The sequence below is a fragment of the Butyrivibrio sp. DSM 10294 genome (genome assembly GCF_028539135.1).
Classification (GTDB): Bacteria; Bacillota; Clostridia; order Lachnospirales; family Lachnospiraceae; genus Butyrivibrio.
In genome coordinates, this window is sequence record NZ_JANSWL010000087.1 from 459,499 (window position 1) to 485,622 (window position 26,124).

At 46.3% G+C, this 26,124-nt stretch carries 25 protein-coding genes; 5 read left to right on the plus strand and 20 right to left on the minus strand.

The genetic code is table 11. The annotated features are described in order from the left end of the window. Window positions 1–47: 47 nt before the first annotated feature. From pseB to NXH67_RS15830, 4 genes are all read right to left on the minus strand, one after another. A complete protein-coding gene (gene pseB / locus NXH67_RS15815; protein ID WP_330676744.1) occupies window positions 48–1,058 on the minus strand; it encodes a UDP-N-acetylglucosamine 4,6-dehydratase (inverting) in 1,011 nt (336 codons plus the stop codon). Window positions 1,059–1,062: 4 nt separating this feature from the next. Continuing rightward, a complete protein-coding gene (pseC, locus tag NXH67_RS15820) occupies window positions 1,063–2,268 on the minus strand; it encodes a UDP-4-amino-4,6-dideoxy-N-acetyl-beta-L-altrosamine transaminase (protein WP_026668586.1) in 1,206 nt (401 codons plus the stop codon). 10 nt (window positions 2,269–2,278) lie between these two features. Next, the gene (locus NXH67_RS15825) at window positions 2,279–3,406 is read right to left on the minus strand and encodes a glycosyltransferase family 4 protein (protein WP_026668587.1); all 1,128 of its coding nucleotides are present in this window, start codon (window positions 3,404–3,406) and stop codon (window positions 2,279–2,281) included. A gap of 129 nt (window positions 3,407–3,535) precedes the next feature. Further along, window positions 3,536–4,834 (minus strand): hypothetical protein, encoded by a 1,299-nt coding sequence (locus tag NXH67_RS15830; protein WP_272798005.1) that lies wholly within the window; start codon window positions 4,832–4,834, stop codon window positions 3,536–3,538. Window positions 4,835–4,970: 136 nt separating this feature from the next. On the opposite strand from NXH67_RS15830, the gene NXH67_RS15835 reads away from it, so the two are divergent. Further along, the gene (locus tag NXH67_RS15835; protein WP_272798006.1) at window positions 4,971–5,984 is read left to right on the plus strand and encodes a glycosyltransferase 61 family protein; all 1,014 of its coding nucleotides are present in this window, start codon (window positions 4,971–4,973) and stop codon (window positions 5,982–5,984) included. Between the two features lie 50 nt (window positions 5,985–6,034). On the opposite strand, the gene NXH67_RS15840 is transcribed toward NXH67_RS15835, so the two are convergent. Further along, window positions 6,035–6,232, minus strand: a complete 198-nt coding sequence (locus NXH67_RS15840; RefSeq protein WP_022777698.1) for a DUF6465 family protein — start codon at window positions 6,230–6,232, stop codon at window positions 6,035–6,037. A gap of 243 nt (window positions 6,233–6,475) precedes the next feature. Here NXH67_RS15840 and NXH67_RS15845 point away from each other — a divergent pair, with 243 nt between their 5' ends. Then, the gene (locus NXH67_RS15845; RefSeq protein WP_272798007.1) at window positions 6,476–6,646 is read left to right on the plus strand and encodes a hypothetical protein; all 171 of its coding nucleotides are present in this window, start codon (window positions 6,476–6,478) and stop codon (window positions 6,644–6,646) included. Between the two features lie 3 nt (window positions 6,647–6,649). Here the strand turns inward: NXH67_RS15845 and NXH67_RS15850 are convergent, their stop codons facing one another. Both NXH67_RS15850 and NXH67_RS15855 read right to left on the minus strand, forming a co-directional pair. After that, the gene (locus tag NXH67_RS15850; protein ID WP_022777700.1) at window positions 6,650–6,829 is read right to left on the minus strand and encodes a hypothetical protein; all 180 of its coding nucleotides are present in this window, start codon (window positions 6,827–6,829) and stop codon (window positions 6,650–6,652) included. 127 nt (window positions 6,830–6,956) lie between these two features. Beyond that, window positions 6,957–10,142 carry a glycosyl hydrolase 53 family protein gene (locus NXH67_RS15855; RefSeq protein WP_272798008.1) on the minus strand — a complete coding sequence of 1,062 codons (3,186 nt, stop codon included), beginning with the start codon at window positions 10,140–10,142 and terminating at the stop codon, window positions 6,957–6,959. Between the two features lie 264 nt (window positions 10,143–10,406). Between NXH67_RS15855 and NXH67_RS15860 the strand changes: the two genes are divergently transcribed. After that, a complete protein-coding gene (locus NXH67_RS15860) occupies window positions 10,407–11,666 on the plus strand; it encodes a sensor histidine kinase (protein WP_272798009.1) in 1,260 nt (419 codons plus the stop codon). A 32-nt stretch (window positions 11,667–11,698) separates the two neighbouring features. On the opposite strand, the gene NXH67_RS15865 is transcribed toward NXH67_RS15860, so the two are convergent. The 10 genes from NXH67_RS15865 to NXH67_RS15910 form a co-directional block, all read right to left on the minus strand. Then, entirely contained in the window at window positions 11,699–12,403 is a 705-nt protein-coding gene (locus NXH67_RS15865) for a lysophospholipid acyltransferase family protein (protein ID WP_242830340.1), read from the minus strand. A gap of 98 nt (window positions 12,404–12,501) precedes the next feature. Next, a complete protein-coding gene (locus NXH67_RS15870; protein WP_272798010.1) occupies window positions 12,502–13,536 on the minus strand; it encodes a 5'-3' exonuclease in 1,035 nt (344 codons plus the stop codon). Between the two features lie 293 nt (window positions 13,537–13,829). Beyond that, window positions 13,830–14,552, minus strand: coding sequence for a hypothetical protein (locus NXH67_RS15875; RefSeq protein WP_272798011.1), 723 nt, complete (start codon window positions 14,550–14,552; stop codon window positions 13,830–13,832). Between the two features lie 19 nt (window positions 14,553–14,571). Beyond that, entirely contained in the window at window positions 14,572–15,861 is a 1,290-nt protein-coding gene (locus NXH67_RS15880; RefSeq protein WP_022777706.1) for a DUF4474 domain-containing protein, read from the minus strand. Between the two features lie 691 nt (window positions 15,862–16,552). Beyond that, window positions 16,553–17,191, minus strand: coding sequence for a cytidylate kinase-like family protein (locus NXH67_RS15885; RefSeq protein WP_022777708.1), 639 nt, complete (start codon window positions 17,189–17,191; stop codon window positions 16,553–16,555). A gap of 33 nt (window positions 17,192–17,224) precedes the next feature. Beyond that, window positions 17,225–17,938 carry an ABC transporter ATP-binding protein gene (locus tag NXH67_RS15890; protein ID WP_272798012.1) on the minus strand — a complete coding sequence of 238 codons (714 nt, stop codon included), beginning with the start codon at window positions 17,936–17,938 and terminating at the stop codon, window positions 17,225–17,227. 35 nt (window positions 17,939–17,973) lie between these two features. Then, a complete protein-coding gene (locus NXH67_RS15895; protein WP_272798013.1) occupies window positions 17,974–18,732 on the minus strand; it encodes an ABC transporter ATP-binding protein in 759 nt (252 codons plus the stop codon). Next, entirely contained in the window at window positions 18,732–19,787 is a 1,056-nt protein-coding gene (locus tag NXH67_RS15900) for a branched-chain amino acid ABC transporter permease (protein ID WP_022777711.1), read from the minus strand. Before NXH67_RS15900 ends, NXH67_RS15895 begins: the two co-directional genes overlap by 1 nt. A gap of 42 nt (window positions 19,788–19,829) precedes the next feature. Further along, a complete protein-coding gene (locus tag NXH67_RS15905) occupies window positions 19,830–20,714 on the minus strand; it encodes a branched-chain amino acid ABC transporter permease (protein ID WP_022777712.1) in 885 nt (294 codons plus the stop codon). Window positions 20,715–20,869: 155 nt separating this feature from the next. Next, complete coding sequence (locus NXH67_RS15910) at window positions 20,870–22,054, minus strand: ABC transporter substrate-binding protein (RefSeq protein WP_272798054.1); 1,185 nt, start codon at window positions 22,052–22,054, stop codon at window positions 20,870–20,872. 176 nt (window positions 22,055–22,230) lie between these two features. Here NXH67_RS15910 and NXH67_RS15915 point away from each other — a divergent pair, with 176 nt between their 5' ends. Beyond that, on the plus strand, window positions 22,231–22,734 hold the full coding sequence (locus NXH67_RS15915) for a hypothetical protein (RefSeq protein WP_272798014.1): 504 nt from the start codon (window positions 22,231–22,233) through the stop codon (window positions 22,732–22,734). Window positions 22,735–22,863: 129 nt separating this feature from the next. Here NXH67_RS15915 and NXH67_RS15920 read toward each other — a convergent pair whose 3' ends face one another. Then, on the minus strand, window positions 22,864–23,220 hold the full coding sequence (locus tag NXH67_RS15920; protein ID WP_022777715.1) for a hypothetical protein: 357 nt from the start codon (window positions 23,218–23,220) through the stop codon (window positions 22,864–22,866). Between the two features lie 200 nt (window positions 23,221–23,420). Between NXH67_RS15920 and NXH67_RS15925 the strand changes: the two genes are divergently transcribed. Continuing rightward, window positions 23,421–23,687, plus strand: coding sequence for a hypothetical protein (locus tag NXH67_RS15925; protein ID WP_022777716.1), 267 nt, complete (start codon window positions 23,421–23,423; stop codon window positions 23,685–23,687). 106 nt (window positions 23,688–23,793) lie between these two features. Here the strand turns inward: NXH67_RS15925 and NXH67_RS15930 are convergent, their stop codons facing one another. Both NXH67_RS15930 and NXH67_RS15935 read right to left on the minus strand, forming a co-directional pair. Next, complete coding sequence (locus NXH67_RS15930; protein WP_442870190.1) at window positions 23,794–25,026, minus strand: chloride channel protein; 1,233 nt, start codon at window positions 25,024–25,026, stop codon at window positions 23,794–23,796. Window positions 25,027–25,112: 86 nt separating this feature from the next. After that, window positions 25,113–26,123, minus strand: a complete 1,011-nt coding sequence (locus tag NXH67_RS15935) for a substrate-binding domain-containing protein (protein ID WP_272798016.1) — start codon at window positions 26,121–26,123, stop codon at window positions 25,113–25,115. Window position 26,124 lies beyond the last annotated feature (1 nt).

Genomic DNA, 26,124 nt, shown 5'->3' on the forward strand with positions numbered 1-26,124 from the left:
GTGCAAAAAAAATTGGGGTCAGACCCCAATTTTTTCATCGTCCGCTATCAGTGCTCTACAGCCTCTGAGAGACGTGCACGGATGTCTTCTACGCTCATCCATTCTGTATTGTTGCCGGAGCTGTAGTAGAAGCCCTCAGGAACTCTCTTTCCACCGGGAGCAATCTCAATCTCATGGGAGAAAGACATCTGAGGATAAACGATGAAGTGCTTCTCATACTCATAGGTGTTGGGAGCATCTTCCTTGGTAACCATAACTTCATCAAGCTTCTCGCCGGGTCTGATGCCGATTTCCTTGGTGGCAATTCCGGGATACATAGCCTCTGCAAGATCTGTGATCTTGAAGGAAGGGATCTTACTGATGAAGGTCTCGCCGCCCTTAGCCTCTGAAAGAGCCTTGAGAACAAGCTCAACACCTTCGGGAAGGCTGATCCAGAATCTTGTCATTCTGAAGTCGGTAATAGGAAGCTCCTTCTCTCCTCTCTCTGCAAGAGTCTTGAAAAGAGGAATGATAGAACCTCTGGAACCGGCTACATTTCCGTATCTTACGATTGAGAAGTTGATATCCTTGCTGCCTGCATAAGCATTAGCTGCGATAAAGAGCTTGTCGGAAACCATCTTGGTTGCGCCGTAAAGGTTAACGGGATCAACGGCCTTATCTGTAGAAAGAGCTACAACTCTCTTAACGCCGGTCTTAAGGGCTGCATTGATAACATTCTGAGCACCGTTGATGTTGGTCTTGATAGCCTCATCAGGGTTGTACTCACAGGCAGGAACCTGCTTCAGAGCTGCTGCATGCACAATATAATCAACATTCTCGCAGGCTCTCTCAAGTCTTGCGCCGTCTCTTACATCGCCGATGAAAAATCTCATCTTATCTGCGTGCTCTTTGTAAACCTTCTCATTAGCCATTGTGAACTGCTTGAACTCATCGCGGGAGTAAATGATGATCTTCTTAGGGTTGTAGTGCTCAAGCACATACTCGGTGAAGCAATGTCCGAAAGAACCTGTTCCGCCGGTTACAAGTATGGTCTTGTTATCTAAAATTGATTTTTCCATTTATTTAAATCTCCTTTTTGTACCAATTTACGATCTTCTTGACTGCCGCTATAACATCATCAACATCAGCGTCTGTAAGAAGAGGATAAAGAGGAATACTGATGATTCCCTCGTATACCTTCTCAGCTACAGGGCACAGGCCCTTCTCATATCCCATTCTCTTGTAGAAGGGGAAGTAATAAACCGGTATGTAATGAACCTGACACTGAACGTTCTCGGCGCTCATGGCATCGAAGAACTCTCTTCTGGTGCAGGATAATCTGTCAAAGTTAAGTCTTATGATATACAGATGCCTTGTGGTGTCGGACTCAGGGATTTCCTGCTGAACTATGATCTCAGGAACGTCCTTGAAGGCTTCGTTGTACTTATTAACTATTTCGCTCCTTCTCTTGGAGAACTCCTGGAGCCTGTTCAGCTGACTTATCAAAAGAGCTGCCTGAAAATCCGTCATACGGTAGTTAAATCCAAGGGTCTGCATCTCATAGCTCCAGGGTCCCTCGCATTCGCCCTCGAACTCCTCGGGATTCTTGGTGATTCCGTGCTGGGAAGCAAGATGAAGCTTCTTAAAGAGCTCAGGATCGTTGGTGGTAATGGCTCCGCCCTCTCCTGATGTAACAGTCTTAACGGGATGGAAGCTAAAGCAGGTCATATCTGCCAGGGAGCCTTCAGGAACACCCTTGTATTTGGTTCCGATGGCGTGGGCACCGTCTATGATAAAGATCAGTCCGTGCTTTTTGCAGATGGCGCTGATCCTGTCGTGATCAACGGCCTGTCCGGTGAAGTCCACCGCCACAACAGCCTTGGTCCTGTCTGTGATATGGGCCTCGATGCTATCGGGATCGATATTGTAGGTCTCGGGATCGATGTCTGCAAAAACAGGCTTCGCTCCCACATATACTGCGCAATTGGCTGATGCCGCGAAGGTCATGGGTGTGGTGATAACCTCATCTCCGGGGCCTACGCCTGCTGCTATCATGGCGCAGTGCAGAGCTGCTGTTCCGTTGGCTACTGCAACGGCGTACTTCGCCTCAGTCACTTCACAGAGCTTTTTCTCAAGGGCTGTAACCTGGGGGCCGCAGGTGATAAGGTCACCCACAAGGGCCTGTGTAACAGCCTTGACATCATTGTCGTCAATCCACTGGCGGCCATAATAGATCTTTTCTTTTCTGACGGGGGTTCCGCCGTTAATTGCCAGTTTTTCTTTTTCCATATGATAATCCTCAATTACTGAATTTTTTCTTATAGGTGCCGCGGTATACATCAAGTGTATCCTCAACAACCTTGTCCCATTTATACTTTTCACATACGAAGGGGGCTGCGTCTTGTCTGTACCTTACGACCATGTCCGGGTCTGACAAAAGAATCTGCAGCTTATCCCTAAGGTCCTTGTAATCGCCCTTCTTAAAGGCCATGGCCTTATCCTCTACCACATCGATACACTCGGGTATGTCGGATACAAGACAGCACTGACCGTAGCTCATGGCTTCCAAAAGAGTAAGAGGCATTCCTTCAAGGTCCGAAGGAAGAACGTAAGTATAACAGTTACTTAGTAGTTCTGACAATATCCTTCCCTGAACAAAGCCTGTAAACACGATTCTGTCATCGCCTGCTGCAAGTTTCTTGAGACCTTCTTCGAATTCCTTCATGTCACTGCTGCCACCGGCTATAACCAGTTTCTTGTCGGTGTCTACTTCTTTGAAGGCCCTTATCAGGTACTCTAACCCCTTCTCGGGAACAAGTCTTCCCAGGAAAAGAATGTATCCGTCCTTGGATAAACCAAACTTCTTAGAGATCAGCTCCGGCTGCGTGGCAACAGGTCTGTTGACACCGTTGGGAATAAGAATCGTATCCCTTCCGTAGGTCTCCTTGAAATAATCCTGTACACTCTTGGACAGAACTATGATCTCATCCGCATATTTTACGGCACATTTTTCGCCCTTCATAATATACTTGCTGGCAAAGGCGCCCCATTTCTGCCTTCTGTGATCAAGGCCGTGGATGGTGGCTATACACCTTTTTCTGAAGAGCTTGGGTATCCACATGGTGGCGCAGGGGCCCTCAGCGTGGAAATGTACCACATCATACCTTCCAAGTGCAGCCAAAAGCGCACCAAAAAAGGACGCTGTTGCGGCAGCGTATCCCTTCCTGTTAATGGTTGGAACACTCTTAAGTCTAACCCCCTTGTAGGAATGCCCTACAATGGCATCATACTCTTCGCCGGCCACATGATGTCCCGATCTGTTAAGACAGGTAACATTATGCCCCTTCCTGGCCATTCTTACCGACAGTTCCTCCACTACAACCTCAACGCCGCCCTCCCTTGAAGGCACACGTTTCTGGCCCAGCATGGCGATATTAAGTTTGGTATCTTCAACGGCTATGCCTTGATTTTTCACAACTTTGCTCCATGCACATAATACTCGACACTACATTATATCACACTATGCAAGTTAACGATATAAAAGAATGGAAAGGGCTTAATCCCTCAGTCCCAGCAGCATAAACGGCAGTATTGCTGAGGCCATGTTTCTGAATGCGAACACCGCATGATCATAGGAATGCTCCAGTGTAACCGCGCACCATAAAAAAGGTACGATCATAATGCAAACATACGCCGGAATTGTTTTTTTACCTCTTCCCTTGTTCTTTATTCCATAGACAATAAGAGCTGCGATCACAGCAAGGATCAAAATGATAACGGGCCAGTTAGCCAGAACCATGATATTTTTGAGAACTACCATAGGATAGGGATAGCCCTCTCCCGACAGGCCGCTTCTGTAGCCCACTTCCTTCATCGCATCCTTAAGAGGATACTCGTTTGCCCCTGTAATAGCAGAAACAACTGTTGCCAGCACCCACTTGGACAGCCAGAATGCGCCGTAGCCAAAGGCCCAGAAGAATCCGCTTCTTATAAGGAAAACAGGACCTTGCCAGAACTTACTGCTGTTATCTCCTTCTGCACCGCAGATTTCAGTATGATGGAGCCAGAGATAAACACTAAGTGGCAGGATCAGTGATGCCAATGGATATGTAAGAAAATCGAAATATGCCACCGCTATCCCTATTACAAGGAAGAAAAACGGCGCTCCCTTTTCCGGTGTTATCTTATCTCCCCACAGCATAAGGATCATGATCGCCACAAGGATTATATTCATAACCGCCGCCAGCTGGAAATTGATGGCGCAGCTGATAGGATTAAGCAGCATAAATGACACCATAAGTGACAGCGCAAGCTTCATGTTGCCGGACTTTTTCACTGCCAGCATAAGTATCAGAGCCATTAATATAAACTCCAAACCGGCATTCATCATTCTGACGATATTCAAACTAAAGATACACAGAAGGGGCTTAAGAATCACAAGATAGCCATGCCAGTATCTGGTATAGCAGAAAGGAAAACTATCTATCTCTTCACTTCTGAAGTTATCGCTAAGTTCATAGACTATGTCATGGATAACGCCAACATAATCATTATGCGGAACCAGCGCTGCATTCTTGAAAGGATTCTTTTCATCACCTTCCCCCGGATATACGGCATTTGGAAGGATATAGGTGGCATCCGTGTAATCATCGGTTGCGGTAAACTGATATCCCCTTGCCCACTCGGGAAAAGTCTGGAATGTCTCATACTGCTCTATGCAGTTCTTGATATTTGTTCTGATATTGCCTGTGGGAAGCATGTAGACAAGGATCAGGAGGAGATACCCCGCTACGATGCATATGCCCAGTATCAGCAGAGATTTTAAAAGTATTTTCAGATCACGCAGTATAAACATCCAATGTGCCTTCCTTGTTTTTTCTCATATTCTTTTAAATAATAACATAACAGTGAATTATGTGATATAACATGATTTGTCCTTTGAAAACCTTTTGGCTATAATAATCATAATCGCCATGAATCGGAGAATAATAATGGAATTAAGTACAAACAACGACATTAGAATACGCGAATATCAGAACGCCTATATACTGCCGGATGAGCAGTGCCTCTTCGCCTTTGACGCAGACGGTCACTTCATAGAAAATACCAGCAAACGAAGAGTGGGCAAAGAGGAATATGCGATTTGCGACGACCTTACAGGCTCTGAGGAATGTGACTATGTAGACGAGGAAGTCTTTTATCTTGGCTTTATCAGAAGCCACTGGGGCCACTTCATGGTGGACGGCACAGTTCGCATGTGGGGGCTATTGGAAAATATCTCCAAGGGCAAAAAGATACTGGCTAACATCGAAGGCCGGCAATCCTTTTTCGAAGAGTGGTTTGGCCTGTTCGGAATAGATGCCAAAAAAGATATTATCAAGCCGCAGAAACTAACGAGATACAAAAAAATCTATATCCCCGATGTTTCCTACTACCCGGGTCATTACATATCAGACAGTTTTATTGCACCTTTCAGATATGTGGCAGATGTGATAAAAGAGGATTTGGAAACCTATGACAAGATCTATCTGTCCAGATCCCGCATCTCGAGAGGGAGCAAACAATTAGGTGAAGCCTCCGTGGAAAAAGTATTTGCTGCTGCCGGTTTCAAGGTATTATACCCGGAAGAAATTCCCTTCCGTCACCAGATCTGGTACTACAGCCACTGCAAAACCCTGGTGACCACAACAGGAACCATAGCACACAACATCCTGTTCGCAGCTCCGGGTACTGAGCTGATAATCCTGGACAGATATCCGCTGGAGCCTTCTCACCAGATCGTCATCAACCGCGCAGCCAGAGCAAGGGTACAAAATATCCCTGCTTATGCCAAGGGCTCCAACCACGAGAATAACCTTATGTGCTTTACTCCCGAGCTTAAGGAGTACTGTCGCAGGGAAGGAATAAAAATCATGGATGATGCAGGCTCTCATATCCGCATTGCCCTGAACACATTATTTTTCCGAATTCCAAAAGCCTACAAACTATACTGGCTTTTCCAATGAAAAAAGCGGACAGGAAGGTTCCTGTCCGCTTCTGCATGTTTGAAAAAAAATCAAAGCTCTACGCTGCCGGTTGCGTCACCATTAACAACATAGTATGCCTTGCTCTCCTCAGGCTTAACATAGATGTCAAGGCTCTTAATGTCCTTGCCGCCGTATGCCTTCTTAGCCATGGATACGATCTGGTCCTCAGTGTAAGCCTTGTCTCCGAACTGAAGCTCAATTTTAGCACTAACCTTGCTTGCTGCCATGATTTTTTCCTCCCCTTCTAAGAATGTTATATACACATATTAGGAATATTATAACTCATTTTTCGAAAAAGTGTGAATGATTATTTCAAAATAGGCATATTTTACATAGTTTACCACTTTTCACACCATTTTTTGTCAATTATAATAAAGGCAAATGAAAGACAGATAATATCTTGATATTTCTAATATTGATGCTCATTTTGACCACGTTAATGTCCTTTGTTATCACAAGGAGGTGACTCTATGGCAAACAAGCAATCAACCATTTCCAATGCAACCGCTAATTTCCTCAAGAATCTCCAGGCAATACGTTTACAGGAATTTAAGCCCAGCCTTCGCACACTTTCAAGCGTTGACTGCGGACTTGATCTGTCTTCCTGCGCTTTTGCGGGACTTCGCACCTGGAGTAAATAACGCTTATCCCTTGCCGCCAAAAAAGCAGACCACTGCAATGGCGAGAAGCACAAAGGAAAAGACCTTCATCCACTTGTAGGTTTCCGGTTCCTGCTCCGCATTTTTATGAAGCTCGGCATATGTGAATAGCACTACGGCGAAGATAAAAATCACAGCGGCATAAATGATCAGAAGTTTATTCATCCCACACTCTCCAAGATTAAGTATATACATAAACATTATACCAATCATCGTTCTTCAAAACAAATGCAGCATCCTTCTCATTCGAGGGGTGCTGCATTTGCTATTGGGCTTAGTCACTTTATCTCAATTAGTTAAGGATCACACCGTCAGCATCGGTATTATATGTCTTGCCCCATTTCTTGAAGGTTCCGATGGCCATAGTTCCGTCGGAGAGGAAATAGTACTTGTTGCCATCTATGGTAATGAATGTTAATCTCTGCATGCTGCCGTTTGGTTTGAAATAGTAGTATTTGCCATCGATATTTACCTTGCCGGTCTGCATGATTCCATCCTGATCAAAGTAATAGGTTATTCCCCATCTCATCATGAAGCCGTGAACTTCTTTGCCTTCTTTGTCGAAGAAGCGCTTGCCTTCAGGGAATTCGACGAAGGCACTCTTAGTCATGCCTCCTTTTGCATTAAAGTAATAATATACTCCGTCTACCATCACATAGCCGGTGGCCTTGGTTCCGTCGTTCTTAACAAAGTAGGTGCTGCCCCACTTGTTCTTCCAGTTGCCTGTAACGCCGGCCTCTTCGCCTTCTATTATGGGTTCGATCGGAATGCCGTCGCCGTCTCTGTAGAGATAGAAGTCGTCCCAGGCGCCCCAGGCTCCTGCCTGTGCCTGTACGCTTACGCCGACGGTAAGCTCGGTGCCGTCGTTGTAAACAAGAATCTCTTTTACCTCAGGATTCTCCCAGTTCTGCCAGCTTGTCACTCCGGTCTCTGTTTCCTGACGAACTCCTCCTTTTTCTGCAAAAAGAACGAACTTGGCATCGCTTCCTGCATCGCCGCCCTCGATATGTGTGCCGAGGTAATATATACCTGCATCAAGGGTTACCTTCTGAGTGACCGTATAGTTAATGGGCTTGTTATCCCAGAACTTGAGACAGTAGCTGCCTGTGCGAACATTGCTGGAATCAGCCTGCCTTCCGACGCAGGAATTCGCATCGGTAATCTGCCACATGGACATGTCTGAATCTTCAAAGCCCGGATTCTTAAGCTGGTTAACGGGAAGTATTGTCAGTGTGCAGGACACCAGGATAGTTTTGTCATCAAGGGTCACTACGCCTTCAATCGTATAGGTTCCAACTCCCATATACAGAGCATATTTGATGTCGCTTCCGTTCCAGGATGCCTCTACCTCTTTGGTGCTACCGTCGGAATATACGAGCGTTACAGTCGGAAGCTCTACGCTCTCTCCAAGCTCTATTGTCACATCACTTGTCTTTACTGAAGTTACGGTAACAGGTGCTGTGGTTCCTGTTCTCACATAATTGAAGATCCTTGCGGTTGCAAGCGGATGTCCGTTAAAGTCAAACCATCCCTCGTTATCTACCGCAGATCCGCCGTACCAGGTGCCTGCGTCCTTGTCATAATCTCCTGCATAAGAGCTGGCCCAGCCGCTTCCGTAGGTCTCCCAGATCTCCTTGTTCTGTGTGAGGACCTCTGCCGCATTATCTGCGCTCTTGTCATATACCTGAACAGGAATCCAGGCGGGTTCCCAATAGAATACGCCTATACCGTTCTTTGCGTCAGCAACTGCATTTATTACGCTGCGAACTGAATTGGCCTGGCCCTGAACCGATACGTCAAAGCCGTAGACATCTCCGCTTTTGCCCTGATACTCAGTATTGCCGTGGCCATCGCCGTCCTCCCAGGTGTGGATATAGGATGTCTCAGCAACCATGACCTTCTTGCCATAGGCCTCAGCCACATCGCTCAGAACACCGGTAAGATTCTCCAGAGTTCCGTGCCAGTACGGATAATAAGATGATGCAAAAACGTCATAATCAACCCCATAGCTGTCAAGATTCTTAGCGTAGGAAGCATATCTTCCACTCTTTTCCGGATTGGTGAAATGAACTGCTACGAGAATCTCTTTTCCTGAAGCTGCCGCTACTTTTCTTACAGCACTGCTGCCTGCGGAAAAGATCTTAGCCATGCCATCCCAGCTCTTTTCCCCGGCGACACCGTTGTTGGTCTCGTTGCCGATCTGAACCATTCCAACATCAACGCCTGTCGCAATGAGGCTCTCCAGACTGGTTACTGTAAATTTCTCTATAGCTGCAGCCTTCTCATCAAGGCTCATGTTCTTCATGGCCTTGGGTGCTGTCTGCTTGCCGGGATCAGCCCAGAAATCCGAGTAGTGGAAGTCGATGAGAACCTTCATGCCTGCTGCTGTTGCAAGGCTTCCGATCTTTTTGGCCACCTCGATATCGCAGTTTCCGCCGCCGTAGTAGTTACCATTACCATCGGTCGGATCGTTCCAGACACGGATCCTCACATAGTTGACACCGCAGCCTGCAAGGAAATCAAAAAAGCCCTGATCATCCAGCTCATTGCCGTCAAAATCATAGTATTTTACACCGCTGTTCTTCTCAGCCACATAGGAGCTGACGTCCACACCGGAGATAAAGTCATCTCCAAGGCCATTTACTCTTTCCACATAAATATCTGCATCCACCGGGGTAACCTCTTCTTCTCCGGGGCCCGGCTCATCGCCGCCTTCGGTCTTTCTTACAAGCTTCACATTATTAAGATAGCCCCAGCCATCCTTCTTGACATTGAAGGTCACAGTTACCGCAGCTGTAAGTTCTTCTTCAAGGGTAAAAGAGGTCTCTTCCGTAAGCCAGTTATTATAGCCCGTAAGACTCTGGCCCTCGGAAGAATACTCTCCGAATGCGACTGCAAAGATAGCCCCTTCTCCCATAGCCTCTGAGGATAATGTATAGGTTCCTGCGCTAAGATTTATTTCCTGTGAAAAAGTAAGAACGCCGTCGCCGTTTCCGAACCAGAAGTTAACGCCGCTGTCGGAGCCGTCTGAAGGCTTGTTCATCCAGGAATCCGATGAATAGCTGTAGCTCTTGATGGAAGCCCCTGTAGCATCCCAGTCGCTTACCGCTACGCTCCAGCCTGCCAGGTCGCCCCAGATGTCCTCTTCCATGTCGGGGTTATTAATCTCAATGCTGCCTGACTCCTCCGGTAGCTCCACCGATTCTTCCGTAAGTTCAGGCGCATCCTCTGCGCTCTCAGCAGCATCTTCTGTAAGGATCAGCTGCTCATACTCATTGTCTGCACTCTTGTCTGCGCTGCCCGCGGCCTCTTCGATATTCTTGACATCTGCATCGTCTTCGAATACCGCATCTTCTCCGGCTTCTTCCAAAAGAATCTCTTCCTCCGCAGCCTTAGCCGTAACCGGCATCAACTGGCTGACTGCCATTGCCGCAGCCATGATCACAGACAACGTTTTCCCCCAGGATATTTTCTTCATACCGTTTTCCTCCCCTAATATTTTGGTGTTTGCGCAACAAATGTTGCGCATTTCGATAATCCATTAACTATTTTAAGACCGTCATACAGCCTTTTTCAATTAACGCTTTACCACAATTTCAGCCGTATTCTTTTGGTGAAAATACCTAGAAAGCCCATGGATACTGATGCGCAACAAGCGCAATTTTTTCTGATTATCTTGTTTAAAATGCCAAAAATTATTATGATATAAGTATCTAAGTTCGAATAACCGGGGAGGCCACCAGTGAATCTGAAATTAACGTCTGCTTTTTCTTTTTACAAATGGAAGCATCGCTACAGCATAAAAGAACTCATTGAATTCGAGAACGATCCCAATGTGGTGGAACAGAGAAAGCGCACCATATCCATACTTTTTATCGCCTTTATAATCTACAGCATATCGGCCACCATTCCGGCTCTTATGGCCTCCTACGGTCACGCGGTTGTGACCAATATCTTCGTTCAGCTCTTTTTGCTGACCAATCTCATACTGGTAAGGACCACCCGCAAGCACACAAACATCGCTATATTTACCTCCTTTGGCCTGTGTCTTATTCTGTTCCTTAGCTTTATCACCGAGACGGACTGGACCATCGGAATGGATGCCTACTGGCTCTTTGTCCTGATCCTCCCCTTTGTCACCAACTATCTGGCGGGAGTCATCTACGGCGGCATCAGTGCTCTGTCAGGCTTCGTCCTCAGCGTCACACTCTTTTACACGGATCTTGTCAATTATCTGCAGCCCTACGGCCGCAACATGGTTCAGTGGTTCCCCATAATATATCTTGTTGCCTTGTTCACCGCTGCGGTTATCGAATATGAGCTCACCGCCTATCAGATTGACAAAAAGCTATCCGACGAGAAGCTCGCCTACTTCCAGAACGAGCGCACCAGAAGGCTCAAGGAGCAGCTCTCCATCTACCAGAACAATGAGCAGGTAATCCGCAGGTACAAGCACGACCTCCGCCATTACAACCGTGTTCTGGCTTCCCTCATCCAGGAAAAAGAGTACGACAAAGCCGCCGAATACCTCAGGGAATTCGACTCCATGCTGGAACAGGTTACAGTTGTGTCTTTCTGTGAGAATAATATTGTGAACGAGCTGCTGACCATCTATGCCTCAAGATGCCAGAAGCTCGGCTTTAAGATGAGGGTCAAGGCCATGGTACCCGAGCGCTTCCCCATGGAGGAGACTGACCTTACTTCCCTTGTGGCCAACGCACTTGAGAACGCCGTGGAGGCCCAGGAGCGAGTTGACGCAGATAAACGTCAGATTAAGATTGAAATCGTATATAATGGCAAAAAATTAAAGCTCATGACCCAGAATCCCGTTGCTGTGGCCACAAGCTTTGGTAATGACGGACTTCCCATCAGCACCAGGGATATCCCCAGCGGTATAGGAAGTCAGCAAATTAAGAGCATTGCCGAAAAATACAGCGGAGCTGCCAGCTTCACCCAGGAGGGAAACAATTTCATCCTTAAGGCTGTGATGACCTGTCTGTGATGTCCTGTCTGTGATCCCTCCGGAGCTTAACTTTACTGCTCCGCCTTCTCCATATGCTCTTTGATCTTATCTTTGATTCTACCTTCGACCAGTTTGGCAATCTCTCTGGTCTTCATGTCCTTGTACTGCTCATAGTAGATGGGTTCCAGATAGTATACATAGGTCTGAACCGGTCCGAAATGATCGCTGTTGTACACCTTGTAGGAATCCACAAGAGCCACCGGAACGATGGGCACATGGGACATCAGCGCCAGCTTGAAACTTCCGGGCTTGAAATCCTCCACGATGTTGCGGTTGTTCTCCTTGTAACCGCCCTCGGGGAAAATAATGTACCTGCGCCCTTCCTTGAGTTCCTCCGCGATCTCCGTAAATACTGTGAGTGCCTGCCTTGGGTCATCCAAAGGTATTGTCTTACCCTGAACAAGTCCCAGGATCTCATTGACCAGTATCAGATGCGATCTCTTCTCGTCCATTACAAAGGTAATTGGATTCTTATGAGTATTGGCGATTCCGCATACGTCGTATTTGCCCTGATGATTGGGAACAAGAAGATATCCGCCCTCCTTGGGAAGATTCTCCTCGCCGTAACCTACCGTTGTGGTTCCCGCAGATTTATTCATCTTGATGATCATCTCGTTGGCAAGGGCGTATCTCTCTTCCTCGGAGTGAGAGTTAACATCCCTGAGCCACCATCTGGACTTAACAACGTAATAAACTATTCTATGAAGATTTATCAAAATAGTGTGATAAAAATTGCGCATCAATGTTTTATGTTTTCCTTTTTCAATGTAATGCATCCGAAGATTATAGCATATTTATTCATGAGCCCGCAATGTCAAAGTTTTTCCAAAAGTGACTTAAAACCATACTCTTCAAAGGCCTCTTTTGCCTTATCTTTGTCAAAAGCGATCCTGAAATCATCAAGGCTCTGGGAAAAGGCATAATCCCTGCGGATCATAGCCAGTTCCTTGGACATAACTGCCATATCACGGTACTCGCAGAGGGCCTTCATGGGGCTTCTGCTGATGCCAAGGGCCTCCTTCCAATAGCCTCCAAGGGCTTTCAGGGCCTTGTCACCGTCGCACCCATCGATTGCTTCATAGATTCCCTCAACGGTTCCGTACTCCTTAAGAAGCGGGATTGCAGCGCTGCTGACGCCCTTAACACCGGGGATATTGTCGCTGGTATCACCCTGGATGCCCTTGAGATCCGGAATCTGCTCAGGACGAACTCCGTACTCAGCAAGGCACAGAGGCGGTGTCACCTCGAAGGCCTTATCCGGGAGCCTTACCAGCTTGTTGTTCCAGCCGTAGTCGCCGCCATATTTATTCAACAGCTCATCTGCGGTCTCCTGCTTGGTCTGAAGGAGCCATACTCTGGTGTAGTCGCTGACAAGCTGCAGATAGTCATGATCCTTGGTAATGATAAAAGAGGGAATCTCCTTCTCATACCTGGAAACAACGCTTCCGACGATATCATCCGCCTCGAAGTTGTCGTCAAACATAACCTGGAAGCCTATGTCTGACAGCATCTTCTCCATATTTACGAACTGTTCCTTAAGGGGCTGCGGTGTCTCCCCGCGGTTTCCCTTGTACTCAGCATATTTCTGCCTTCTGAAGGTATCTCTCGTCTTATCGAAGGCGATCATCATATGTGTAGGCTGCTGATCAGCCATGATCTTCAGTATTGTGCGCATCATGCCGTACATGGCGTTGGTGTACTGACCTTTTGCATTGTGCATTATCTGGGGATAGAGTTTTTCTTTTTTCTCGGGATCCTTTTCGAACAAAAGAGCCTTGGGGAGATTCCCATAGTAATTGGTTACCAGCATGGAGCTGCCATCTATCAAAATGAATTTTTCCTTGGACATTTTCTTCACTCTCCGAATAATTACTTACCCTACAATGATACCATGTATTTGCATCGCCATAAAAGTCCTTCTTTTTTTCGCAGAAAAAGACCCGGTGCATTGGCAAGATGCACCGGGATTTGGTAGGAGATTTCTTATGACTTGTATATGTCATGAGGCAAAACGCATTGGCAGTGCGTTTTAGCCGGTTAGCTTTTGCTAACAAAGCTATATTAGCATACGCTAACATATAATGCAACATCTTTTTTCAAAAAAAAATGAAGCCGAGCTGTGTCGGCTTCATCTGATGCAGGTTAACCTCTGGGTTTCCTTAGTCTTGTGTTATGGATAGTTTCAAGTATTTCCTCATCCGACCACTCCCCGGAAGATTTATGTCCGTGATCGGAATCGCTTAAGGTAAAGACGATATCCTCCCCCTGATACACTCTGAAATACCAGTCAAAGTGCCTTGTGTAGCACAGATCCATCCAAGGTCTTATCCCGGCCATGATCTCTTCGTCCGTGACATCTTCCGGAACGTCCATTTCATAATATACTGTTACAAGGCCATTACTCAGGTATTTAGGTATATCAAGTTCACCTTCGAATATATCTGCTGACGGCTTTCTTTTAGCCTCTGCCCTGCCTTGTACACCATATTCGTCCATCTGCGCCTGAAGATATTCATTTATCTGAGTTTTGTATTTATTGGAGGAATAATTATCGTAGAAGGTGTTGGGCTCAACTATTTCATATCTGCACATATCCTCCTTGTTCCCTTTGGGATATGCAGATCCGACAAGCTCTATTGGCATATCATCATGCCCGTTCTTGTGGCCGTACACATCATTTTCAGTATCCAGTTCAAACTCTATACCATATTTTTCCTGCAAAGCATATAGGGCAAAATCATGCATTTCATCGAGAGTATGTGCCTCCACATCGCTAAACATAACTCTTCCCTTTATTTCATTGCCGCAAGCTGAAACAGACAAGCTTGCAACAAGAAGACCAATCATGGTCATAAGTTTTTTCATAATATCTACTCCTATCCAATCAATAATTGAAACGGATGATGCAATCTCCGTCCATTACAGGCTTACCTTCCAGATTATTGCTCTTAAGAAGCGCCTCATAATACGCCTTGGCAAATTCAGGCCCCTGCTTGGTACAGTCCACCACATAGCTGACTCTGATGGAGTTCTTGTCGACATTCGCATCCGTACGAATGTTGAGACTCCAGTAGTCATCACCATCGCCATAGTTACCTGTATAGTTCTCAAAAGAGCGCCACTCATCACTGGCCGCATCGTAGTATTCGGTAGTCTGCCTTATAACCGGCTGATACTGCTGCTCCACAGAATCATACAATATGTATTCACTGCTTGGATCATTTGGAATATAGGGAGTTGCCAGAGCCTCTCCTTGTGGTCTGCTGTACAATCCCAGCTCACTTCCAACGGATAAACCACCGCCGTATATTCCCTTCCACAGCTGTGAGCGGAATTCCTGACCGTCGTAGGTAAACGTAACTATATCCGTATCAAGATCCATTCCAAGGGCAGGCCCCCATTTGTCTATGGCATCGCAAAAGCCCCACTGCTGCTGGATGCAGCCCTCTGCCGTATAATAGGAATCCGTGTCCGGATTGTACCTGAAGCCCAGAAGACCAAGTATCGGAGTCTGGCCAAGCATCTCAATTACGCCCGCCTCAAGTACCCGGTTAAAGAAATCCGAATCCACAGCACCTTCAACATCCGGAATACCAAAGAACAGCTCGGACCATTTCACTGTTTTGTTACCAATTTTACCCGCAACATCAAGAGCAGGGCCGAGCCACCTAAGAAGCGCCTCCTTCTCTGCCTTGGTCAGCGAACACTTATCAGGATCAAGGAAGGATGCCCTGATAAAAAGATCAACCAGCAGTGCAAAATACTCATCAATTGATATATCCTTGCCCCGCAGCTTATCAAGAAGTTCCTGCACCTCCTGCGCATAAGTATAATCAGGCTCTATCACCTGTTCCCCATCAATAGTCTTCACCGGAGCCCCATCCGCATGAGGTCCCTTCATACTCTCGATAATATCCTGCTCATGCTGCAGATACTCATTGACAATATCAACAAGTCCCTGATAAAACCTCTCCAGATTCGCAGCTTCCTGTTCAAGCTCCTGTGAAATAGCTTCCAGGGCCTGCCTGACCCGTGAATATGCCTCATCCGAAAAAGCCATATCACCGATCACTTCCAGTATCTGCGCCCTCTCATTTCCAAGCGACACAGAAGCACTCTGCAAAAGCGCAGCATGCCCCTTCGTTGCCCCCGGATTAATCGAAAACCCGCTCATATACTTTCTCTCCTCTAACAAAACTTCTCTCTCTCAGAAATATTTGTTATCATATCACAATCCCATCCCCAAATGTTGATTTTCTGACGAATGACACCTGAAATCGGACGAACGACATCCCCCTTCCTCCCCATGATTGCTGACGCGGTATGGTCTGGATAAATGCGCAGTTCTTGTACGACGACTATCCCGCCCCCTCCCTATGATTGCAGACGCGGTATGGTGTGGATAAGTGCGTTTCGCATTAGCACCGTAGTTTCGAATCTTGCATAGAACAGGCAGAAAAAGCCGGGAACATTGATCCATCATCCTATGCTAAGGGCCTTGCGCAGTGAAAGTGTCGAAAAAATGCGCAGTTCTTGTACGACGGCTATCCCGCCCCTCCCTATGATTGCAGACGCGGTATGGTGTGGATAAGTGCGTTTCGCATTAGCACCGTAGTTTCGAATCTTGCATAGAACAGGCAGAAAAAGCCGGGAACGGAAGAGGACTTGCAATAATAAAAATTTCATCTTATAGCGCTGAGGTGAATTTATGAGCGCCGCAGACAGACAGCCCTGTGAGTGCTCTGAACCGGTGTGAAATGAGCAGGGCTGGCTGGATGGGGTGCCATAAATTCCCGATGGGCTATGATGAAATTTTTATTGTTGTAAGTCCTCTTTCGTTCCCGGCTTTTTCTGCCGTCCTTACATTAGTCGAATACGTCCTCTCCGAAACGCACACGGGCGTGCGCTTTGATGGCTTCCACGCACTTCTCGAACCCCAACTTACTACTATCCAGACACAAATCATAATTCATCGCATCCGTCCACAAATGCCCCGTATGGTGCCTGTAATACCTCGCCCTATACGTATCCTCCTTCTCGCAGAACCTCTCCAGCTCCTTCCCCTTGAAGGGCTGCACCTTGCCCGCCTGCTCCATAAGGAAATCATGTGGCGCATGTACAAACACCGACAGCACATTATCATAATCCTTTAATACGAAATCCGCTGCTCTTCCGATAATGACGCACGCTTCCGTCTTAGCAATTCTCTTAATGGTATTGGCCTGAAGTGCAAAGAGATTGTCCGGCGAAGTAAAATCCGGATCTGAAGGTCCCAGCACCTTGCCATCATAAACATTAATATGGCTCAGCAAAAAGCCTTTTTTCCTGATCTTCTCATCATTATCAAGAAAAAGACCCTCGTTGATACCGCTGTCCTCGGAAACCAGCTTGGTAAGCTCCTTGTCATAGTAGTGAATGCCCAGCTCATTGGCCAGCATCTCTCCTACGGTTCTTCCGCCGCTTCCGTACTGTCTTGCAATTGTGATTACAATATTCTTCTTCATGATCCTTCGCCCCTCATAGTATTATTTGTAATCTTACTCACCAAGATATGCCTTCTTGATGGACTCATCGTTCATCAGCTCCTTGGCATCGCCCTCTTTTACTATGCTGCCTGTCTCAAGTACATAGGCCCTGTTGGCAATGGACAGCGCCTTCTTGGCATTCTGTTCAACCAAAAGAACCGTCACTCCGTCCTTGTTAACATCCTCGATGATATTGAAGATCTCATTTACAAAAATCGGTGAAAGACCCATGGAAGGCTCGTCCATCAGGATAATATCGGGATGAGACATCAGCGCCCTTCCCATGGCCAGCATCTGCTGCTCACCGCCGGAGAGCGTTCCTGCCAGCTGATTCTTTCTCTCCTCAAGCCTTGGGAATCTCTTGTATACCTTCTGAAGTGTTTCCTCAAGCTCCGCTTTGTCACTTCTTGTAAAAGCTCCCATCTTTAGGTTCTGCAGAACCGTCATCTGGGCAAAAACTCTTCTTCCCTCAGGAACCTGTGCCATGCCCAGGCTCACTATCCTGTGGCCCGCAAGCTTGGTCAATTCTTTCCCCTTATAGGTTATTGTGCCCTTGTCGGCCTGAATAAGTCCCGACAAAGTGTGGAGCGTAGTTGTCTTGCCTGCTCCGTTAGCGCCGATAAGGGCCACTACCTCGCCCCTGTCAACATGAAAAGATATTCCCTTCAAAGCCTGAATAACGCCGTAGTATACGCTCAGGTCCTTAATTTCCAGTAATGTTTCCATTATCTTATGCTCCCTCAAAAATACTGCCTGATTGTTTATTCACCAAGGTAGGCCTTGATAACCTCAGGGTTATTAAGAACCTCTTTGGTCTCTCCCTGACACAGTACCCTTCCGAAGTTAAGTACCGTAAGCTTCTCGCAGATTCCGGACACCAGCTTCATATCGTGCTCGATAAGAAGGATTGTCATGTCGAATTCATTGCGAACAAGTGCTATTGTATCCATCAGTTCCTTGGTCTCATTGGGGTTCATGCCCGCTGCGGGCTCATCTAACAGCAGAAGCTTGGGGCCTGTAGCCATAGCTCTTGCTATCTCAAGCTTTCTCTGCTTACCGTAGGGAAGATTGGCTGCCAGAGTATCCCTCTCCTTATCAAGGCCGAAGACCTTAAGGAGTTTCTCTGCCTCCTCATCCATCTGCTTCTCTACTTTCCTGTATTTACCAAGGTGAAGGATTCCTTCAAGGGCGCTGTACTTGTACTTCTCAGCAAGGCCAACCTTGACGTTATCAATAACAGGCATATTCTTAAACAATCTGATGTTCTGGAAAGTTCTTGCTATTCCTGCGTGATTGATCTCAGCTGTATTTTTTCTGGTGATATCCTCTCCATCCAGAGTGATGACACCTTCATTTGGTTTGTACACTCCTGTGAGGAGATTGAAAACAGTTGTTTTTCCTGCGCCGTTTGGTCCGATTAGTCCGTAGAGCTCGCCTTTTTCAATAGTGATATTAAAATCGTCCACGGCTCTGAGGCCTCCAAAGGAGATGCACAGTTTGTTTACATCAAGAAGTGCCATTATGCTACCTCCTTTCTGCCGGGAAGCTTAACCTTGCCAAAGGTCTTCTTTCTCCACTCAATAACCTTAGGTGACCAGTTCACGATCATCATTATGATAAGGACTATCGAATAGATCAGCATTCTGTAGGTGCTAAGGCCCCTAAGGAGCTCTGGAAGCAGATACAGGATACATGCTGCGATAACACTTCCTCTGATATTGCCGATACCTCCGAGAACCACATATACCAGGATCATAATGGAGGCATTGTAGCCAAAGTACTGGGATGAAGCCGTAAGGGTTGTTATGTTATGTGAGAAAAGAACTCCTGCGGCTCCCGCAATAGCAGCAGATATGGTAAATGCCATCATCTTGTAGCCTGTGACATTGATACCCGTTGACTCCGCTGCGATATAATTGTCTCTGATGGCCATGATCGCACGGCCGTCTCTTGAATTCACCAGGTTCTGAACCACAAACAGTGATATCAGAAGAACCACGATTCCTACGGTGAAGTTGGCGTCATGGGGTGTTCCCGTGATTCCCATGGCTCCGTTTACAAGTATATTTCCATCGGCCTCCATTCCCAGCTCCATGGAATTTTTCATGGAAAAATGAAGTCCGTTTTTGTCGATTCCAATGTAGAAAGCATTTATAACGTTCTTAATGATTTCTCCGAAAGCAAGTGTTACGATTGCAAGATAGTCGCCCTTAAGCCTTAGTACCGGTATACCGATGAGGAACCCAAAGAGTGCAGCAAAACCGATTCCTATAAGAAATGCCAGAAAGAATCTTGGCGCCGTTGGCAGGATATCTGCTGTTATCTTGGAAAAGAAGGCACTGGTGAAAGCGCCTATGCACATGAAGCCGCAGTGTCCGATACTGAGCTCTCCCAGAATACCTACGCAGAGATTAAGAGCAACCGCTATTACTGCGTAGTAGGTCATGGGCACCAGAAGTCCCTTCATGTGACTGGAAAGATTGCCTGTCATGGCCAGCACCTGGAAGATAATGTAGGCGGCTATGACAATTGCATATGTAATTAAATTGGATTTACTTTTTTTATCTAATTTCATGTTATCCGATCTCCTCAAGTTTTTCTCAGAACCTTGTATAGCTTATACCTTTTCCTGAATCTTCTTACCAAGGATTCCGGTAGGTCTTACCAGCAGCACAACCACCAGAATGCCGAACACAATGGCATCGGACAGCTGTGATGAAATATAGGTCTTACTGAGGATCTCGACAATTCCGAGAACCAGTCCTCCGATCATGGCACCGGGGATGGAACCGATTCCTCCAAGAACCGCGGCAACGAAGGCCTTGATACCCGGCATAGCACCGGTATAGGGTGAAAGAGAAGGATAAGCGGAGCAAAGAAGCGCTCCGGCCACTGCCGCCAGTGCTGAACCTATGGCGAAGGTCAACATTATGGTCCTGTTGACATTGATACCCATAAGCGTCGCAGCGCCTCTGTCCTCGGCAACTGCCAGCATGGCCTGTCCCTGTTTGGTCTTATTAATGAAAAACTGAAGAACAATAAGAATCAGAATACTTACAACAATTGTCACTATGGTTACGCCCTGGATCCTCAGCTGTCCATCTGCAAAGGTAAGTCCCTCCCACTTGATCACTGAAGTGAAGGACTTGATATCCGCTCCGAAGATCAGAAGTGCCAGGTTCTCAAGAAGGTAGCTGACACCGATGGCTGTGATCAGAACCGCCAGTGGCGATGCTGCCCCGCGAAGAGGTCTGTAGGCCACAAACTCAGTTGTGATACCAAGAAGCGTACAGAGGATTATGGCAACGATTATTCCCACTATGGAATTGCCGCTGAGGGCTCCGCTGACGGAAAAGATAATGTAACAACCCACCATGATAAAATCACCATGGGCGAAATTCAGCATTTTTGCTATTCCATAGACCATGGTATAGCCAAGGGCGATGATGGCATATATACTTCCCAGGCTAAGTCCGTTGATGAAATAAGTTAAGAAGCTCATAAATACCTCCGCGAACAAGACTTTTTTATTAATTCATAGAAAAATTAAAAGATAAATTAATGATACAACACGAGGGATACCTTTTACAGCATCCCTCGCCGATTTACATAAATATTTTTGCCAAATTGCGAAATTAACAAATCATTTCAGAGTCTTTACTGAGCTGATACGTAAGCGCCGTCCTTGATGATAACAGCCTTAGGCTCCTTGTTAGGCTCACCATTAGCTGCCCAGGTCATCTTGGCTGATGTAAGGCCTGATGCCTCAATCTCTGTCATTGCGCCCTTAACAGCTTCGCAGATATCGGAAACGCTCATATCAGGTGTTACGTCCTTAGCTTCCATAGCCTGTTTGATGATGAACACTGCATCGTAAGCATCTGCTGCGAACTGGTTCGGGATCTCACCATATTTCTCCTGATAGTTCTTAACGAAGTTAACTGTAAGATCATCTGTAGCATCAGCAGCGAAAGGAGTAAGAAGCATTACGCCCTCTGCAAGGGAAACATCGAAGTTCTCAACTGTAAGGATTCCGTCAAGACCGTCTACACCAAAGAATGTGGGAGCATAGCCCATTGTGCTGGCCTGTGTAAGGATAAGTGCTGCTTCCTTGTAGTAGATGGGAAGGAATACCAGATCAGCGCCTGCGTCCTTGGCCTTCTGAAGCTGTACGGAGAAGTCTGTGTTGTTGTCTGCTGTGAAAGCCTCAGCTGATACAACCTCGAAGTTCTTGCCTTCGGACTCCTGAACGAATTTCTGATAGATACCGCTGGAATATACATCTGAGCTGTCATAGATGATACCAACCTTGGTTGCAAGATTGTGATCGCTGATATACTGAGCGGAAGCAATACCCTGGTTAGGATCTGAGAAGCATACACGGAAAGCGTTGTCATATTTTACGCAGTCCTCAGCTGATCCTGAAGGAGTGAGCTGGAACATATTGTCTGCCTTGGTGTACTCTGAAACAGCGATGGAACAAGCACTGGTGGTTGATCCTACAAGAACCTGCATACCCCAGTCCTTAAGCGTATTGTAAGCATTGACTGACTTCTCGGCGTTGAGCTCGTCGTCCTGCTTCTTGTACTCTACCTGATAACCATTGATACCGCCGTTTGCATTGATCTCTGCAACAGCAAGCTCTGCTGCATTACAAACCGAATTACCGTAAGCAGCCGCGCCGCCTGTAAGAGGTCCGATGGCACCGATCTTGAATACCTTATCACCTGAAGCACTTCCCGCATCACCTGTGCCTGCTGTATCCGCAGCTGTGTCGCCGCAGCCTGCAAGCATTGAAAGAGCGATAACCGCAGCTGACATAACACTAACAACTTTGTTCATCTTTTTCATAATACTATCCCTCCTGTATATTTGTATACAATTTCACTATTTACTTAATACGTTAATGTACTAAAGAAAAAAAGTCAAGCATTTGCCATGTTTTTTATTTATTTGCATTTGTACATTATGTCTAGTACAATTTTATATAGAGAGTATGTTTAAGAGGGGGAAAACATATGCTTCACATTTCTATCCTTGGTATTGCATTCTCGCTAATATTTTATATAGTGTTCGGGCTGGCCGTTAAGTTCATGGCACTTAGTCCCGGCGCTCGTAATAGGGCGAGGCTTACCATAGTAATCACCTCAATTTCAGTCTTAACAGTATCAGGTGTGTTTGCTGCAGTTTATAACTTTGGCAAGGGCAATATTTTTTATGGAATATCAACAAGCGTACTTGCTGCTTTCGGTTTAGTCATCCTTATCGCGATTCTGGTAGAGCTTCATAATATAAACACAAGAATTAAGATGCGTAATTTCATGATCCTCTTCGATATCGTGGACAGATATATCAGCGAAGGCAAGACTCAGGAAGAGATCCTTAACTATCTCATCAATATCCGCAAGCTTAGGAAGAAGGAAGCCAGAGACTTCCTTAAGTTCATCACAGATCCCACCAATCATCAGTTCCTTGCTGATGTGAACGCAGAGATACAGGCTGCGCACCTTCTGGGAAAATAAGAATTTAATTGAATAAAAAGCACAACAAAGGACGGATGCCGTATATGACACCCGCCCTTTTTTATTTGGATCCTACCATATTAACCCCTGCGCGCCTTATCGGGGTTCTTTTTTTGCCCGCAGAGCTTCTTATGCAAAGAAGTCTACAGAATTGCCGCTCATGCCATATGAAACTGCGGCCTGATCCTGGGAATAACCAACGGTCATGCCCTGGAATTTTGAAGCCACGTCGTTATACATACGATTGGCCTCCTGACTTTTTCTTACGGTCTCCGCCGAAAGCTTAAGAGGATTACTGTCTTCCTCCGGCTTTACAATCTCCTGAGCGTTGGGATAGCGCACAGGCGGAACGTTCATAACCGCGTTCTGCATTCCGACCTCAAGGAAATCCTCGGAAACCTTCGATTCATTTTTCAGAGGATAGTTCATTGGCTGAACAAGGCTCATGCCGTATGGACTTCCTACTGCACCTATAGATATACCCATATTTTTATCTCCTTAGGTACCTTAATAGTACTTTTTTGCCCTTGGACATGCAATTATAGCGGCGGAAATTAATTATGAATTTTTGCCACGGATTTATTAAATTTTGTTAAATTATATGATATTATCTTGTATGAGGGGTATCTAATTAGACCTTCGGAAAATCTATTCAATTTATGTTACAGAGAAAGGAGCGACTGATCATGGAACACAATCAGCTGCAGTATTCTCCGTTCAAACCTAATTTGAAGACAGCCGAAGTATTTGCGTGGGGTGATCCGGAGTACAATCTGTTTGACCAGCTCAACGACAGGTATGCGAAATCGCATCCTGAGTACAACATGCTATCGAATTATGAGAAGATGGTCATCAGGCAGCAAATTCATCATGAAGCCATTGGGCTTACACCGCTCAATCTGATCCTGGATCTGATTGACGACCCGCAGTTTGATGAGTTTAGAGCGATTTAACGACAGTAAAGGTGCCTGTCCCCATCAACAAATTGTGAACTTCTACAACTATCGGAAGGCTATGTTGTTCACAGTTTGTTAATGGGGACAGGCACCTTTTTGACAATCATTTTGTCTCTCTATTCACATACTTATTATGGAACTTCGAATACATTATCTTCTGGCTACTATACAGACTGGAATACCCGGAGAACGTATAGCTCAGGGCAATGGCCAGCAGATAGTACGGCATTCCCTTGAATCCGAATAGCTCAAAACAGATAAACAGCGAAGATATCGGACAGTTGGTAACGCCGCAGAACAGCGCTCCCATTCCGATGGCTGCGCAAAGGGCAGGGTCGAAGCCCAGGAGCTGTGAGTACAGGCACCCGAAGGTGGCTCCTATATACAGCGCAGGCACGATCTCGCCGCCCTTATAGCCGGCTCCCAGAGTCAGAGCCGTGAATATCATCTTAAGAAGGAATGCCCAGTATGGGGCATTTCCCTCAATCGCCATTTCTATCACGTTCATTCCCGCACCATTGTAATATCGTGTTCCGGAAATAAAGGTAAGCGCCACAACAATGATACCACCGACGAACACTCTTATATAGGGATTAGGGAAAAACTTCTTATAATTGCGTCCTGCAAATTTCAGAACCCAGCAGAAAGTAACGCTTACCACAGCGCACAATATAGCCAAAAGAGCAGTAAACACAGCCTGATAAGGAGTGAACGCCGGTACCACGTTAACTGCAAAAACTTCACCGACGCATCCCAGGTATTTGGCAATTCCCGAGGCCACCAGCGCAGAAATAACACACGGTACTAATGCTGAGTAATACATAACACCTACATTCTCAATTTCCATAGCCATGAAGGCCGCGGTCATAGGTGTTCCGAAAAGGGCTGCAAAGGCTGCGCTCATGCCGCACATGGTGATGATCTTGACATTGCCATCCTTTAGTCTGAAGAGCTTGCCAAGGTTGTAGCCAATACTGCCGCCCATCTGAAGAGCCGCGCTCTCACGTCCCGTGGAGCCGCCAAAAAGATGAGTAATAGTGGTTGATATGAAAATAAGAGGTGCCTTGGTTATAGGAAGATGATCTCCCTCCTGAATGGACTTGATAACCAGGTTGGTTCCTTTATCCTCATAGTCCTTGCATAGTCTGTACAAAAAGACTATAAACAGACCTGCCAGGGGAAGTCCCAGAATTATAAGATCATGTGATGTTCTAAATCTCGTTGCGAATTCAATTGATTTAAAGAAGGCTGCTCCCACAAACCCAACTACACCACCCGTTATGCATCCCAGGACAACCCACCTGAAAAAGACACGGACTCTCCCAAGGAGGTCCATGTCCGGTATCTTTTGCCAAATATTATTCCTTTCTTTTTCGTCGCTGTTTGTTTTCATAAAGCTCATTATAGCACATCTTTATTTTTTTATCGGTACTTACTTACGTTTGAGGCATCAACAGCTTCAAAGGGCACGTATACATACTTTCCGTCTGAGGTTGAGCCCTCTACTGTACTTATGCTTCCGCCGTTTCCAAGAACCATTGCAGCTTCCACCGCTGCCTCAGCCTGTCCCTTTGCATTCTGAAAAGCAGTGAAGGCCATCTCTCCGGCTGCTATAGATGCGCAGGCATCAGCTGTGGCATCGACGCCGCATACAAGAATCTTGGTATAATCAAGGCCATACTCCTTAAGGCCCTCAAGGGTTCCCAGAGCCATGGTATCGTTATTGCAGAAGATCACATCAACACTCTGGCCGGTCTTCATGAAGATTCTGAATTTCTCCAGTGCCTCTGTATCCGACCAGTTTGCAGTGTCCAGAAATACGTAGTTTGCCTTGCAGCCGTTCTTTTTCAAAGTATCCTTAACAGACTTTGTTCTTAAGACAGTCGCGGGGTGTCCCTTTTCTCCACCGAAGATAATAACATTCAGTGATTTGGGGTTGCCCAGCTTTTTAAGAACGAACTCAGCCTGATATTTCCCGGGTTCGTACTCATCGGAACCTACGTATATATATTTATCCTGAGTCAGATGGTCTATAGAAGGTTCACTATTAACATAGATAATCGGAAGGTCACCTGCGGAAACATTCATCTGAGGGGCAGTACTTGCATCAGCAGCTCTTAGAATAATAGCCGTATATCCCTTTGATTTTGCTGAGGCTACAAGATCTACCTGCTGTTGTATATCACTTCCCGTCTCAACCATATCAAGTGTTACGCCTTTGCTCTTCCCGGCGGAAACTACTGCATCCGACAGGGTTTTTCTGAAGGTATCCTCCACATCAGTCATTATGAAAAGAATCTTTCCGCCGCCTGATCCTGAACCGGAAGAAGCTCCGGATGAAGCTTTCGATCCGCAGCCGCTGAGGGCCCCGATCACCAAGGCTCCGGTTAAAACACATGCAAATATTCTATTAAACAATCTGTTCTTTGGCATA

What these genes read in the sequence shown, in the direction of transcription:
- NXH67_RS15925 (WP_022777716.1), top strand. Translation starts at nt 23,421, where the DNA reads ATGGAACACAATCAGCTGCAGTATTCTCCGTTCAAACCTAATTTGAAG.
- NXH67_RS15935 (WP_272798016.1), bottom strand. Translation starts at nt 26,123, where the DNA reads ATGCCAAAGAACAGATTGTTTAATAGAATATTTGCATGTGTTTTAACC.
- NXH67_RS15900 (WP_022777711.1), bottom strand. Translation starts at nt 19,787, where the DNA reads ATGAAATTAGATAAAAAAAGTAAATCCAATTTAATTACATATGCAATT.
- NXH67_RS15885 (WP_022777708.1), bottom strand. Translation starts at nt 17,191, where the DNA reads ATGAAGAAGAATATTGTAATCACAATTGCAAGACAGTACGGAAGCGGC.
- NXH67_RS15835 (WP_272798006.1), top strand. Translation starts at nt 4,971, where the DNA reads ATGGAATTAAGTACAAACAACGACATTAGAATACGCGAATATCAGAAC.
- NXH67_RS15895 (WP_272798013.1), bottom strand. Translation starts at nt 18,732, where the DNA reads ATGGCACTTCTTGATGTAAACAAACTGTGCATCTCCTTTGGAGGCCTC.
- NXH67_RS15910 (WP_272798054.1), bottom strand. Translation starts at nt 22,054, where the DNA reads ATGAACAAAGTTGTTAGTGTTATGTCAGCTGCGGTTATCGCTCTTTCA.
- NXH67_RS15870 (WP_272798010.1), bottom strand. Translation starts at nt 13,536, where the DNA reads ATGTCCAAGGAAAAATTCATTTTGATAGATGGCAGCTCCATGCTGGTA.
- NXH67_RS15905 (WP_022777712.1), bottom strand. Translation starts at nt 20,714, where the DNA reads ATGAGCTTCTTAACTTATTTCATCAACGGACTTAGCCTGGGAAGTATA.
- NXH67_RS15920 (WP_022777715.1), bottom strand. Translation starts at nt 23,220, where the DNA reads ATGGGTATATCTATAGGTGCAGTAGGAAGTCCATACGGCATGAGCCTT.
- NXH67_RS15880 (WP_022777706.1), bottom strand. Translation starts at nt 15,861, where the DNA reads ATGAGCGGGTTTTCGATTAATCCGGGGGCAACGAAGGGGCATGCTGCG.
- NXH67_RS15930 (WP_442870190.1), bottom strand. Translation starts at nt 25,026, where the DNA reads ATGGACCTCCTTGGGAGAGTCCGTGTCTTTTTCAGGTGGGTTGTCCTG.
- NXH67_RS15850 (WP_022777700.1), bottom strand. Translation starts at nt 6,829, where the DNA reads ATGAATAAACTTCTGATCATTTATGCCGCTGTGATTTTTATCTTCGCC.
- pseB (WP_330676744.1), bottom strand. Translation starts at nt 1,058, where the DNA reads ATGGAAAAATCAATTTTAGATAACAAGACCATACTTGTAACCGGCGGA.
- NXH67_RS15855 (WP_272798008.1), bottom strand. Translation starts at nt 10,142, where the DNA reads ATGAAGAAAATATCCTGGGGGAAAACGTTGTCTGTGATCATGGCTGCG.
- NXH67_RS15915 (WP_272798014.1), top strand. Translation starts at nt 22,231, where the DNA reads ATGCTTCACATTTCTATCCTTGGTATTGCATTCTCGCTAATATTTTAT.
- NXH67_RS15830 (WP_272798005.1), bottom strand. Translation starts at nt 4,834, where the DNA reads ATGTTTATACTGCGTGATCTGAAAATACTTTTAAAATCTCTGCTGATA.
- NXH67_RS15875 (WP_272798011.1), bottom strand. Translation starts at nt 14,552, where the DNA reads ATGAAAAAACTTATGACCATGATTGGTCTTCTTGTTGCAAGCTTGTCT.
- NXH67_RS15845 (WP_272798007.1), top strand. Translation starts at nt 6,476, where the DNA reads ATGGCAAACAAGCAATCAACCATTTCCAATGCAACCGCTAATTTCCTC.
- NXH67_RS15840 (WP_022777698.1), bottom strand. Translation starts at nt 6,232, where the DNA reads ATGGCAGCAAGCAAGGTTAGTGCTAAAATTGAGCTTCAGTTCGGAGAC.
- NXH67_RS15890 (WP_272798012.1), bottom strand. Translation starts at nt 17,938, where the DNA reads ATGGAAACATTACTGGAAATTAAGGACCTGAGCGTATACTACGGCGTT.
- NXH67_RS15825 (WP_026668587.1), bottom strand. Translation starts at nt 3,406, where the DNA reads ATGCTGGGCCAGAAACGTGTGCCTTCAAGGGAGGGCGGCGTTGAGGTT.
- pseC (WP_026668586.1), bottom strand. Translation starts at nt 2,268, where the DNA reads ATGGAAAAAGAAAAACTGGCAATTAACGGCGGAACCCCCGTCAGAAAA.